Source organism: Xylanimonas ulmi (assembly GCF_004216535.1).
Taxonomy (GTDB): Bacteria; Actinomycetota; Actinomycetes; order Actinomycetales; family Cellulomonadaceae; genus Xylanimonas; species Xylanimonas ulmi.
Genome location: NZ_SGWX01000001.1, coordinates 3,804,081 through 3,817,306 on the forward strand (window position 1 = coordinate 3,804,081; position 13,226 = coordinate 3,817,306).

At 71.6% G+C, this 13,226-nt stretch carries 7 protein-coding genes; all 7 read left to right on the forward strand.

The features are described from left to right. Positions 1–191 precede the first annotated feature (191 nt). On the forward strand, positions 192–854 hold the full coding sequence (locus EV386_RS17405) for an RNA polymerase sigma factor (RefSeq protein ID WP_130416534.1): 663 nt from the start codon (positions 192–194) through the stop codon (positions 852–854). After that, positions 851–1,348 carry a carboxypeptidase-like regulatory domain-containing protein gene (locus tag EV386_RS17410; RefSeq protein WP_130416535.1) on the forward strand — a complete coding sequence of 166 codons (498 nt, stop codon included), beginning with the start codon at positions 851–853 and terminating at the stop codon, positions 1,346–1,348. The genes EV386_RS17405 and EV386_RS17410 overlap by 4 nt, the downstream gene beginning before the upstream one ends. A gap of 94 nt (positions 1,349–1,442) precedes the next feature. Further along, a complete protein-coding gene (locus EV386_RS17415; RefSeq protein WP_130416536.1) occupies positions 1,443–3,863 on the forward strand; it encodes a CHAT domain-containing protein in 2,421 nt (806 codons plus the stop codon). 265 nt (positions 3,864–4,128) lie between these two features. After that, positions 4,129–4,653: a 50S ribosomal protein L10 gene (gene rplJ, locus EV386_RS17420; protein WP_130416537.1), complete on the forward strand. Its 525-nt coding sequence runs from the start codon at positions 4,129–4,131 to the stop codon at positions 4,651–4,653. A gap of 93 nt (positions 4,654–4,746) precedes the next feature. Continuing rightward, positions 4,747–5,136, forward strand: a complete 390-nt coding sequence (gene rplL, locus EV386_RS17425) for a 50S ribosomal protein L7/L12 (protein ID WP_130416538.1) — start codon at positions 4,747–4,749, stop codon at positions 5,134–5,136. 446 nt (positions 5,137–5,582) lie between these two features. After that, entirely contained in the window at positions 5,583–9,134 is a 3,552-nt protein-coding gene (gene rpoB / locus EV386_RS17430; protein WP_130416539.1) for a DNA-directed RNA polymerase subunit beta, read from the forward strand. Between the two features lie 84 nt (positions 9,135–9,218). Continuing rightward, entirely contained in the window at positions 9,219–13,094 is a 3,876-nt protein-coding gene (locus tag EV386_RS17435) for a DNA-directed RNA polymerase subunit beta' (RefSeq protein WP_130416540.1), read from the forward strand. Positions 13,095–13,226: the final 132 nt, after the last annotated feature.

The window sequence follows — 13,226 nt, forward strand, 5'->3', positions numbered from 1 at the left end:
CGGGCTCGCCGTGCGCTGTATCAGGAGGCGGCCCGGCGCCTCCTGACCCGTGACAGCAATGCCGCGAGGGCGGGAGGGGTGAAATGCCGTCAGACGGGCGGCTCGACGCCGTCGGCGACGCCTCACGGGCCCTAGGCTCGTCCCGTTCAGGAGGGAGCCTGAGGGCGCCGCCACGACCGCGCGAGGGCACGATGACCACCGACGACGCCGTCCCCGACGAGCCGCACGGCGAGGACGCCACCGCGGCCGACGACGCCGTCGCCCGCGCCGCGGGCACGCTGGGCGACCGCGGCGCGCACGCCCTGCTGGAGTACCGCCAGGGGCGCACGCAGGCGTTGACGGCCCTGGTGCACGAGGCCACTCCGCTGCTGTGGCACACGGTGCGCGCGCAGGGAGTCGACCGCGACACGGCCGACGACGTCGTGCAGTCGGTGTGGGCCGCGCTGGTGCGCAACGCGCACACGATCGCCGAGCCGCACGCGGTGCTCAAGTGGCTGCTGGTCACGGCGCGCCGGGCGGCCTGGGAGGCGGTGCGCCGCTCGCGCGAGGACCAGCGCCGTCGCGCCGACCTGCCCGACGACGCGCCCGACTCGCCGGTCACGCTGCGCGACCCGCAGCCCGGCCCGGACGCGCACGTGCTGACGGCGGAGCGCGACCGCGCGGTGTGGCGGGCGCTGGAGCGCCTGCCCGAGCGGTGCCAGGAGCTGCTGCGGCTCGTCTCACTCGCGGACCGGCCGGACTACCGGATGATCTCGACCGCCATCGGCATGCCCGTGGGCAGCATCGGAGCGACCCGGGGACGGTGCTTGGCCAAGCTGCGCACCGTCCTCGACGACATGGGGGAGGGCCCATGAGCCATCTGAGGTACAGCGAGGACGCCCTGCTCGACCGCGAGGACGTCGCGGTCCTTGACCGGGTGGCGCGCGCCACGAGGGCGCTCGACCCCGTGCCCGAGGGCCTGGCCGAGCGGTCGCTGTTCGCGATGACGCTCGCGGCCCTCGCCGCCGACGTCGAGACGATGTCGATGCGCGAGGTCCACCCGCTCGCCGGCGCCGTGCGCGGTGAGACCACACCCGTGGAGGCCCGCACCATCACCTTCACGCACGACTCACTGACCGTGATGGTCGCGCTGTCGGCGGCCGACGCCGGCCTGGTGCGCATCGACGGCTGGCTCGCCCCCGCGGCGGCGCTGACGGTGGAGCTGCGTCAGCCGGGCGGTGACCGCGTCACCCGCGCCGACGCCGACGGGCGGTTCTCGTTCGACGTGGTGGAGCGCGGGCCCGCAAGCCTGCTGGTGCGTCCCGAGGGCCAGGACGCGCCTGTGCTGACGCCGGTGGTCGAGCTGTGAGCGGCGCCCGGCGGCGCTGATCCCCGGGTGAACCCGTCGCCCGGCGTGATGGACCCCCTCCCGCCGGGGGCGGGCGCGGACGTACTCTCGGGCCGTGGTCGAGGCCCTGGAGCGTTCCTGGTGGGGGATCGCGCACGGCCACGGGGACGGCCGCGACCTGGCGGCCGCGCTCGCGGCGCTCGACGCGGACGAGCGGCGGTGCGCGCGTGAGGGCCGGTCCGACGAGTTGCAGGCGGTGCGCGGCCGGCGCGGCCTGCTCCTGCTGAGCGCGGGGCGGCTCGACGAGGCGCTGGCGGCACTGGGGGCCGTGGTCCCGCGACCTGGGGCGGACCCGAGCGTCGAGCTCGGGGTCGTGCTGCTGCACCGCGGGGCGCTGCGCGTCGAGCGAGGGCGCGTCGAGGCCGCCATCGGCGACCTCACGCTCGCCGTGTCCTACGGCCAGCGCCTGCGTCACGCGGGTCTGACGGCGCTGGCGCGGCACAGCCTGGGCTACGCGCTGTACCTGCAGGGTGACCTGCCGCGCGCGCTGCGCGAGATGTCGGCGGCCGCGGGCGGGCTCGACGAGGCCGTGACCCTGCTGGACCGCGCGCGGGTGCTGGCCGCGGCGGGTCTGGTCGGCGACGCCGTCGCCGTGCTGTCGAGCGCGGTGGCACGCGGCGAGTCGGAGGGGGCCGACGTCGCCCTGGTCGCCGAGACGCGGCTGGAGCTGGCCCGCTGCCTGCTCGACGCGCAGGAGCACGAGCGGGCGCGGGCCGCCGCGCACGCGGCCGCCGCGGCGTTCACGCGCGTCGGCAACGTCGCCTGGGCCCTGCGCGCCCAGGTCGTCGAGCTGGAGGCCCTGCTGGGGGCCGACCGGTGGACGCGCACCCGCGCGCCACGCGCGACGCTGCGCCGCCGGGCCGCGGCGGCGGCCCGGCTCGCGGCCGCGGGCGACACCGGCGTCGTCGGGCGCATGACCGTGACCTACCCCGCGCTGCTGGCGGCCGCCGAGTGGTCGACGCTCGCGGGCGACCTCGCCGGGGCGCGCCGCGACCTGGACGGTGTGCCCGCCGACCTGACGACCGCGCCGCTGGCGGTGCGCGTCGCGCGGGCGGCCGTGGTCGCGCGCCTCGCCTACGCCTCGGGTGAGCGCGGCGCGGGAGTGCGCGCCGTGCGCCAGGGCCAGCGTGTGCTGGCGGCCCACCGCGGCCTGGGGTCGGTCGAGGCCGTGGCCGCCAGCGGCGTCCTGGCCATGAGGCTCAACCTCGTCGACCTGGAGGCGGCGCGCGCCACGGGCGACGGCGCCGCGGTGTTCGACGCGCTGGAGCGCGGCCGCGCGACGGCGGCCGGCGCGGCGCGCGTCGTCCCGCCCGACGACCCCGAGCTGGCCGCGCTGCTCGGCCAGGCGCGCTCCGAGCAGCGCGCGGCCACCGCGCTGGGCACGAGCACGGCGCCCGAGGCCGCCCGCGCCCGCCGCCAGCACCTGGTGCAGGTGCGCCGCCTGCAGGCCGCGGCGCGCGAGCGATCCTGGCAGGTCGAGGGCCAGCGCCGCCTGGTCCAGCCGACGACGGCGCGGTCGCTGCGCGCGGCGCTGCGGCGCGCGGACGAGGAGGCCGGGGCGCCTGTCGTGGCCTCCTACGTCGCGATGGCCGGCAGCGTGTTCGTGGTCCGCCTCGACGCCCGCGGGCAGTCGCTGCGGCGCCTGGCCCCGCTGGACGAGGTGAGCGAGCTGGCGCAGCGCGCGCACGCCGACCTGACGGTCGTGGCCAACACCCTCATCCCCGCCGCGCTGCGCGACGTCGCCCACGCCTCGCTCGCGCGCACCCTCGCCCGGCTCGACGCGCTGCTGGTCGCGCCGTTGGAGGTGGAGGGGCGTCTGCACGTCGCGGCGCGCGGGCGGCTGCTGACGCTGCCCTGGTCGACGCTGCCGTCGCGGGTGGGCCGCTGCACGTGGGTGGGCGACCGCGTCGACGTGCGCTCGGGCGGGCGGGCGCGCCCAGGCGGCGTCGTCGTGCTGGCGGGGCCGGGCACCGACGGCGCGGTGGGCGAGGCCGCGGCGGTCGCCGCGCGCTGGCCCGGCGCGCGCCTGCTGCGTGGGGCGCAGGCGACGACGACGGCGGCGCTCGACGCGTTCGGGCGCGCCGCCGTCGTGCACCTGGCGGCGCACGGCGGTCACGTGCCCGACAACGCGATGTTCTCCTCGCTGCGCCTGGCCGACGGGCCCCTGTACGCCCACGAGCTCGACGGCGTGGACCTGACGGGCGCGGTCGTCGTGCTCTCGGCGTGCGAGCTCGGACGCTCGACCCTCGACGTCGGGGGAGAGGCGCTGGGCTTTGCGAGCGTGCTGCTGCGCCACGGCGCCAGCGCCGTGGTCGCGGCCGTCGCCCCGCTGCGCGACGAGGCCGCCGTGCGGGTCATGCCACGGCTGCACGCCGCACTGCGCGAGGGGCTGCGGCCCGCGGCGGCGCTCGCGGCGGCGACGGCGCCCGAGCCCGAGCCGGCGCCGTTGGTCTGCTTCGGGCCGTTGGCGCTGTGAGGTACGTCGCCCGGGCGCGGTTTCCGGGTTCTGTCGCGGGTGCTGTACTGTGTCCAGGTAACCCAAGACCGCCGGTCGTCTCCGGCTGCCCTCCTGAGCTCAGGCTCTCCCGGTGGGTGGTCATTGACCGAAGCTCCGCAGACGCGGGGGCCCGCGCAGGTGACATCACGCTCTTCGAGCCCCGGTGCGCCTGTGCCGGGGCTCTTCTCGTCTCCCGGGGCTTCGCCATCCTGGAGCCGGTGGCACCACCATCGGAAGGATTGCCATGGCGAGGCCGGACAAGGCAGCCGCTGTCGCGGAGGTTGCGGACAAGTTCCGCGAGTCCAACGCGGCCGTGCTGACCGAGTACCGCGGGCTCACCGTCAAGCAGCTCAAGGAGCTGCGTCGGTCGCTCGGCGGCAACGCAACCTACGCCGTGGTGAAGAACACGCTCACCCAGATCGCGGCCAAGGAGGCGGGTGTCGAGGGTCTCGACGCCGACCTCAAGGGCCCGTCCGCCATCGCGTTCGTGACCGGTGACCCGGTCGAGGCCGCGAAGGGTCTGCGTGACTTCGCCAAGGCGAACCCTGCTCTGGTCATCAAGGGTGGTGTCCTCGACGGGCGCGCCCTGACCGCCGCAGAGGTCACCAAGCTCGCGGACCTCGAGTCCCGCGAGGTCCTGCTGGCCAAGGCGGCCGGCGCGATGAAGGCCAAGCTCTTCCAGGCTGCCTACGTCTTCACCGCGAACACCGCCCAGGCCGCACGCGTCATCGATGCCCTGCGTCAGAAGCAGGAGTCGGCCGCTGCCTGATCCGCTCCGCGGACCGCAGCGAACCCACCCAACCCCCTTTGCTTCTGACGGGCGTCACAGGCGCCAAGAAGCGTGAACGAAAGGAACGCCATCATGGCGAAGCTCAGCACCGAGGAGCTCATCGAGCAGTTCAAGGGTCTGACCCTCATCGAGCTGTCGGAGTTCGTCAAGGCCTTCGAGGAGACCTTCGAGGTCACCGCCGCCGCCCCCGCCGCCGTCGCGGTCGCCGCCCCCGCGGGTGGCGCCGGTGAGGCCGCCGCCGAGGAGGAGAAGGACGAGTTCGACGTCATCCTCACCGCCGCCGGTGACAAGAAGATCCAGGTCATCAAGGAGGTGCGTGCTCTGACGTCGCTCGGCCTGAAGGAGGCCAAGGACCTCGTCGACGGCGCCCCCAAGCCCGTCCTGGAGCACGTCAACAAGGAGACGGCCGAGAAGGCCAAGGCTCAGCTCGAGGGCGCCGGCGCCAGCGTCGAGCTCAAGTGACGCTCGCGGCACTGGCCGCGTGACCTCACGGACGAGGCCCCGTCCCCACCGCGGTGGGGACGGGGCCTCGTCGTCACCGGGGTAGAATCCCGGGAAACCTGTTTGACAGGAAGCATTGCTTGGGCGGCATATGGCGGCCACCGAGACAACGCCTCGTACCCTCCCGGTCTGCGAGTTCGGTCACACCGACCTCGCGCCGACAATGACCGGCCCGGCTTGGCGTCTGTAGGCGCGCCCTCGTGCCTTGGACAAAGCGGTCAGGGCCGACTATGCTAGCGCTTTGCGCTCGCGTGTGCCCTCCTCGCCTTCCTCGACCACCACCTGCCGCCGCCGCGCGCGGTGCGGAACTCTCCGCGCCGTCGCTCCCGACGCCCGGTGCCCGGAAGGATTCGTGCAGGGCTCACGAAGCGTACAGCGTGCCATCGAACTGCAGGGAAGGACCCCTCTTGGCTGCCTCGCGCACCCCTTCTGCTCCGTCCGCCGACGCTATCGCGAACCGCACCGCCTCCCGCCGCGTCTCCTTCGCCAAGATCTACGAGCCGCTCGAGGTTCCTGACCTCCTCGGCCTGCAGACCGAGAGCTTCGACTGGCTCCTCGGCAACGAGGCGTGGCGTGCCCGGGTGGCCGCCGCCTCGTCCGCGGTGCCGGCCACCTCGGGTCTGGAGGAGATCTTCGAGGAGATCTCGCCGATCGAGGACTTCGGTCAGTCGATGTCGCTCTCGTTCTCCAACCACCGCTTCGAGCCGCCGAAGTACACGGCCGAGGAGTGCAAGGAGAAGGACTTCACCTACGCGGCGCCGCTGTTCGTCACGGCCGAGTTCGTCAACTACACGACCGGCGAGATCAAGTCGCAGACGGTCTTCATGGGCGACTTCCCGCTCATGACCCCGCGCGGCACGTTCATCATCAACGGCACCGAGCGCGTCGTCGTCTCCCAGCTCGTCCGCTCGCCGGGCGTGTACTTCGAGCGCACCCCCGACAAGACGTCGGACAAGGACGTCTTCTCGGCCAAGATCATCCCCTCGCGCGGCGCCTGGCTCGAGTTCGAGATCGACAAGCGTGACGCCGTCGGCGTGCGCGTCGACCGCAAGCGCAAGCAGTCCGTCACGGTGCTGCTCAAGGCGCTCGGCATGACCGAGGCGGAGATCCGCGAGGAGTTCGCGCAGTTCCCGGCCGTGCTCGACACGCTCGAGAAGGACCACGTCCACACCGCGGACGAGGCCCTGGTCGACCTGTACCGCAAGATCCGCCCGGGCGAGCCGCCCACGGTCGAGGCCGGCCGCGCGCTGCTGGAGAACTTCTACTTCAACCCCAAGCGCTACGACCTGGCCAAGGTCGGCCGCTACAAGGTGTCGAAGAAGCTCGGCCTGGACGCGCCGCTGACGGACTCGACGCTCAAGCGCGAGGACATCGTCGCGACCATCAAGTACCTGGCCGCGCTGCACGCCGACGTCGTGAACCTGCCGGGCACGCGCAACGGTGAGGCCGTGGAGGTGCGCGTCGAGACCGACGACATCGACCACTTCGGCAACCGCCGCATCCGCGCCGTCGGCGAGCTCATCCAGAACCAGGTGCGCACGGGCCTGTCGCGCATGGAGCGCGTGGTGCGCGAGCGCATGACGACGCAGGACGTCGAGGCCATCACGCCGCAGACGCTGATCAACATCCGCCCCGTGGTGGCCTCGATCCGCGAGTTCTTCGGCACCTCGCAGCTGTCGCAGTTCATGGACCAGAACAACCCGCTCGCGGGTCTGACGCACAAGCGCCGCCTCAACGCGCTCGGCCCGGGCGGTCTGTCGCGTGACCGCGCCGGCATGGAGGTCCGTGACGTCCACCCGTCGCACTACGGGCGCATGTGCCCGATCGAGACCCCTGAGGGCCCGAACATCGGCCTGATCGGCTCGCTCGCGTCGTTCGGGCGCATCAACCCGTTCGGCTTCATCGAGACGCCGTACCGCAAGGTCGTCGACGGCCAGGTCACCGACCAGATCGACTACCTCACGGCCGACGACGAGGACCGCTACGTCATCGCGCAGGCCAACACCCCGCTGACCGCGGACGCCCATTTCCAGGAGTCGCGCGTCCTGGTGCGCGTCAAGGGCGGGGAGACCTCCGACGTCCCGGTGGGCGAGGTCGACTACATCGACGTCTCCCCGCGCCAGATGGTCTCGGTCGCCACCGCGCTGATCCCGTTCCTCGAGCACGACGACGCCAACCGCGCGCTCATGGGCGCCAACATGCAGCGCCAGGCGGTGCCGCTGGTGCGCTCCGACCAGCCGCGCGTCGGCACGGGCATGGAGCGCCGTGCGGCGATCGACGCGGGCGACGTCGTGGTGGCCACCAAGGCCGGCGTCGTCACCGAGGTCTCGGCCGACCTGGTGCTCGTGGCCAACGACGACGCGACGACGTCGTCGTACCGCATCGCGAAGTTCGTGCGCTCCAACCAGGGCACGAGCTACAACCAGCGCGTCATCGTCGACGAGGGCCAGCGCGTCAAGCCGGGCTCGGTCCTGGCCGACGGCCCCGCGACCGACGAGGGCGAGCTCGCGCTCGGGCGCAACCTGCTCGTGGCGTTCATGTCGTGGGAGGGCCACAACTACGAGGACGCCATCATCCTGTCGCAGCGCCTCATCGAGGACGACGTGCTGTCCTCGATCCACATCGAGGAGCACGAGGTCGACGCGCGCGACACCAAGCTCGGCCCGGAGGAGATCACGCGGGACATCCCGAACGTCTCCGAGGACGTCCTGGCCGACCTCGACGAGCGCGGCATCATCCGCATCGGCGCCGAGGTCGGGGCCGGCGACGTGCTGGTCGGCAAGGTCACCCCGAAGGGTGAGACCGAGCTGACCCCCGAGGAGCGCCTGCTGCGCGCCATCTTCGGCGAGAAGGCCCGCGAGGTGCGCGACACCTCGCTCAAGGTGCCCCACGGCGAGTCCGGCACGGTCATCGGCGTGCGCGAGTTCAACCGCGAGGACGGCGACGAGCTGCCCGCCGGCGTCAACCAGCTCGTGCGCGTGTACATCGCCCAGCGCCGCAAGATCACCGTGGGCGACAAGCTCGCGGGCCGTCACGGCAACAAGGGCGTCATCTCGAAGATCCTGCCGCAGGAGGACATGCCGTTCCTGCCTGACGGCACGCCGGTCGACGTCATCCTCAACCCGCTGGGCGTGCCCGGCCGTATGAACGTCGGCCAGGTGCTCGAGACCCACCTGGGGTGGGTCGCCTCGCGCGGCTGGGACATCACCCAGGCCGAGGAGCAGGGCGCCGAGTGGATCGACCACCTGCCCAAGGACGATGACGGCAAGGTTCTGGCGCACGTGCGTCAGGGCGCGCCGAACACCACCGTCGCCACGCCCGTCTTCGACGGTCTGGAGGAGGTCGCGCTGCAGGGTCTGCTCAAGTCGACCCTCCCCAACCGCGACGGCGACCGCATGGTCGGCGACGACGGCCCGCACGGACAGCCCGGCCAGCCCGGCAAGGCGTTCCTGTTCGACGGCCGCTCGGGTGAGCCGTTCCCGGACCCGGTCTCGGTCGGCTACATGTACATCCTCAAGCTGCACCACCTGGTCGACGACAAGATCCACGCGCGCTCGACCGGTCCGTACTCGATGATCACGCAGCAGCCGCTGGGCGGTAAGGCCCAGTTCGGCGGCCAGCGCTTCGGCGAGATGGAGGTGTGGGCCCTGGAGGCGTACGGCGCGGCCTACACGCTCCAGGAGCTGCTCACCATCAAGTCCGACGACGTCCCCGGCCGCGTCAAGGTCTACGAGGCGATCGTCAAGGGCGAGAACATCCCCGACTCGGGCATCCCGGAGTCCTTCAAGGTGCTCCTGAAGGAGATGCAGTCGCTCTGCCTGAACGTGGAGGTCCTGTCCTCGGACGGCTCCTCCATCGAGATGAAGGAGTCCGACGACGAGGTGTACCGCGCCGCGGAGGAGCTCGGCATCGACCTCTCCCGCCGGCCCAACGCCGCGTCCAGCATCGACGAGATCTAAAGCGACTTCGCCCGCCCGCCCACGGGCGGGCGGGCGCGAGCCGCACCTAGACGATCATCTGAGTTTCTGAGGAAGTAGGACACTTTGCTCGACGTCAACGTCTTCGACGAGCTGCGCATCGGCCTGGCCACCGCGGACGACATCCGCGCGTGGTCGCACGGTGAGGTCAAGAAGCCCGAGACCATCAACTACCGCACGCTCAAGCCCGAGAAGGACGGCTTGTTCTGCGAGAAGATCTTCGGCCCGACTCGCGACTGGGAGTGCTACTGCGGCAAGTACAAGCGCGTGCGCTTCAAGGGCATCGTCTGCGAGCGCTGCGGTGTCGAGGTCACGCGCTCGAAGGTCCGCCGTGAGCGCATGGGCCACATCGAGCTGGCCGCCCCCGTCACGCACATCTGGTTCTTCAAGGGTGTGCCCTCGCGCCTGGGCTACCTGCTCGACCTCGCGCCCAAGGACCTGGAGAAGGTCATCTACTTCGCGGCCTACATGATCACGTGGGTCGACGACGAGGGCCGTCACGAGGACCTGCCGCGTCTCCAGAACGAGATCGACCTGGAGAAGAAGGAGATCGCGGACCGCCGCGACAACGACATCAACGCCCGCGCCACCAAGCTTGAGCAGGACCTCGCCGAGCTCGAGGCCGAGGGCGCCAAGGCTGACGCGCGCCGCAAGGTGCGTGACGCGGCCGAGCGTGAGATGGCCAACCTGCGCAAGCGCGCGGACGCCGAGCTCGACCGCCTCGAGACCGTGTGGGACCGCTTCAAGAACCTCAAGGTCGCCGACCTCGAGGGCGACGAGATGCTCTACCGCTCGCTGCAGGACCGCTACGGCACCTACTTCGAGGGCTCGATGGGCGCCGCGGCGATCCAGAAGCGCCTGGAGAGCTTCGACCTGGACGCCGAGGCCGCCAACCTGCGCGAGATCATCCGCTCGGGCAAGGGGCAGCGCAAGACCCGCGCGCTCAAGCGCCTCAAGGTCGTCAACGCCTTCCTGACGACGACGAACTCGCCCACCGCGATGGTGCTCGACGCCGTCCCGGTCATCCCGCCGGACCTGCGCCCGATGGTGCAGCTCGACGGTGGCCGCTTCGCCACGAGCGACCTGAACGACCTGTACCGCCGCGTCATCAACCGCAACAACCGCCTCAAGCGTCTGCTCGACCTCGGCGCGCCCGAGATCATCGTGAACAACGAGAAGCGCATGCTGCAGGAGGCCGTGGACTCGCTGTTCGACAACGGCCGTCGCGGCCGTCCGGTGACCGGCCCGGGCAACCGCCCGCTCAAGTCGATCTCGGACATGCTCAAGGGCAAGCAGGGCCGGTTCCGCCAGAACCTGCTCGGCAAGCGCGTCGACTACTCGGGCCGTTCGGTCATCGTGGTCGGCCCGACCCTCAAGCTGCACCAGTGCGGTCTGCCCAAGCAGATGGCGCTCGAGCTGTTCAAGCCGTTCGTGATGAAGCGCCTCGTGGAGCTCAACCACGCGCAGAACATCAAGAGCGCCAAGCGCATGGTCGAGCGCACCCGCTCGGTCGTGTGGGACGTGCTCGAAGAGGTCATCACCGAGCACCCCGTGCTGCTCAACCGCGCCCCCACGCTGCACCGCCTGGGCATCCAGGCGTTCGAGCCGCAGCTCGTGGAGGGCAAGGCCATCCACCTGCACCCGCTCGTGTGCGCCGCGTTCAACGCGGACTTCGACGGCGACCAGATGGCCGTGCACCTGCCGCTGTCGGCCGAGGCCCAGGCCGAGGCGCGCATCCTCATGCTGTCGAGCAACAACATCCTCAAGCCGTCGGACGGGCGTCCGGTGACCATGCCCTCGCAGGACATGATCATCGGCCTGCACCACCTGACGTCCGACCGCCCGGGCGCCGTCGGCGAGGGCCACGTGTACTCCTCGCAGGCCGAGGCCATCATGGCGTTCGACCGTGGCGCGCTGGACCTCAACGCGAAGATCAAGATCCGCATGTCGGACGTGGTCTTCGAGCCGGGTGAGGAGCCCGAGGGCTGGGAGCCCGACGTCCCGATGCTGTTCGAGACGACCCTGGGGCGCACGGTCTTCAACGAGGCCCTGCCGGTCGACTACCCGTTCCAGAACGGCGTGGTCGGCAAGAAGGAGCTCTCGGCGATCGTCAACGACCTGGCCGAGTCGTACCCGAAGGTCGAGGTCGCCGCGGCGCTCGACGCGCTCAAGGACGCCGGCTACAAGTGGGCGACCCGCTCGGGCGTGACCATCGCCATCTCCGACGTCGCCATGCCGGCGGTCAAGAACGAGATCCTCGACGAGCACGAGCAGCGTGCCCTCAAGGTGCAGCAGCAGTTCGAGCGCGGTCTGATCACCGACGACGAGCGCCGTCAGGAGCTCATCGAGATCTGGACCCAGGCCACCGACACGGTCGCCAAGGTCATGCGCGAGAACCTCGAGTCGAACGCGCGCAACACGCTGTACCGCATGGTGTCCTCGGGCGCCCGTGGTAACTGGATGCAGGTCCGCCAGATCGCCGGTATGCGCGGCCTCGTGGCGAACCCGAAGGGCGAGATCATCCCGCGCCCGATCAAGTCCAACTACCGCGAGGGCCTGTCCGTCCTGGAGTACTTCATCGCCTCGCACGGCGCCCGTAAGGGTCTGGCCGACACGGCGCTGCGCACCGCGGACTCGGGCTACCTGACCCGTCGTCTCGTGGACGTCTCGCAGGACGTCATCATCCGCGAGGAGGACTGCGGCACCGAGCGCGGTCTGACCCTCCCGGTGGCCGAGCGCCTCGGCGACACCCTGGTGCCGCACTCTCGCGTGGAGACGTCGATCTACGCGCGCACGCTCGCCGTCGACGTCACCGACGCGGACGGCAACGTCATCGCGCGCGGTGGGCAGGACGCGGGCGACGCCGAGATCGAGGCGCTGCTGGCCGCGGGCGTCGAGACCGTCAAGGTGCGCTCGGTGCTCACCTGCGAGTCGCGCGTGGGCACGTGCGCCAAGTGCTACGGCCGGTCGCTGGCCACGGGCAAGCTCGTGGACATCGGCGAAGCCGTGGGCATCATCGCGGCGCAGTCGATCGGTGAGCCGGGCACGCAGCTGACGATGCGCACCTTCCACACCGGTGGTGTCGCCTCGGCCGAGGACATCACGCAGGGTCTGCCGCGCGTCACCGAGCTCTTCGAGGCCCGCACCCCCAAGGGTGAGGCGCCCATCGCGGAGTTCACCGGCCGCGTGGCCATCGAGGACGCCGAGCGCTCGCGCCAGCTCGTCCTGACGCCCGACGACGGCTCGGAGGAGATCCGCTACCAGGTCTCCAAGCGCGCCCGTCTGATGATCGAGGACGGCCAGCACGTGCAGGTCGGCACCCAGCTGGTCCAGGGCGCGCGCGACCCGAAGAAGGTCCTGCGCATCCTCGGCCCGCGCGCCGCGCAGAAGTTCCTGGTGGACGAGGTCCAGGAGACCTACCGCAGCCAGGGCGTGGACATCCACGACAAGCACATCGAGGTCATCGTGCGGCAGATGCTGCGCCGCGTGACCGTGCTCGACTCGGGTGACACGACGCTGCTGCCGGGCGAGCTGGCCGAGCGCACGCGCTTCGAGGACGCCAACCGCGCCGCCGTGGCGGAGGGTGGCCACCCGGCCTCGGGCCGTCCGGAGCTCATGGGCATCACCAAGGCCTCGCTCGCGACCGACTCGTGGCTGTCGGCCGCCTCCTTCCAGGAGACGACCCGCGTGCTCACCGAGGCGGCCATGAGCGGGCGTCGGGACCCGCTGCTGGGCCTGAAGGAGAACGTCATCCTCGGCAAGCTCATCCCCGCCGGCACGGGCCTGCCCCGCTACCGCAACGTGGAGATCGAGCCGACCGAGCAGGCCAAGGCCGAGCTGTACCCGAGCTTCGGCTACGACGAGATCGACTTCCCGACGCTCGGCATGGGCTCGGGCGAGGCGATCCCGCTGGAGGACCTGGACTTCGGCGACTTCCGTTGATCCGGCCCTCCGCCTGACCGACACCGAGGCGCCCCCCGTCCACGACGGGGGGCGCCTCGGCCGTTGGGGGACCTCGCCGCCAAGGCGGCCAACGTCACAGCGCTGCGCTTTTGCCCCTGCGCGGCGTGGCGG

Bases quoted from the DNA above. Each gene is read 5' to 3' on its own strand.
- EV386_RS17410 (WP_130416535.1), top strand. From the start codon at position 851: ATGAGCCATCTGAGGTACAGCGAGGACGCCCTGCTCGACCGCGAGGAC.
- EV386_RS17405 (WP_130416534.1), top strand. From the start codon at position 192: ATGACCACCGACGACGCCGTCCCCGACGAGCCGCACGGCGAGGACGCC.
- rplJ (WP_130416537.1), top strand. From the start codon at position 4,129: ATGGCGAGGCCGGACAAGGCAGCCGCTGTCGCGGAGGTTGCGGACAAG.
- rplL (WP_130416538.1), top strand. From the start codon at position 4,747: ATGGCGAAGCTCAGCACCGAGGAGCTCATCGAGCAGTTCAAGGGTCTG.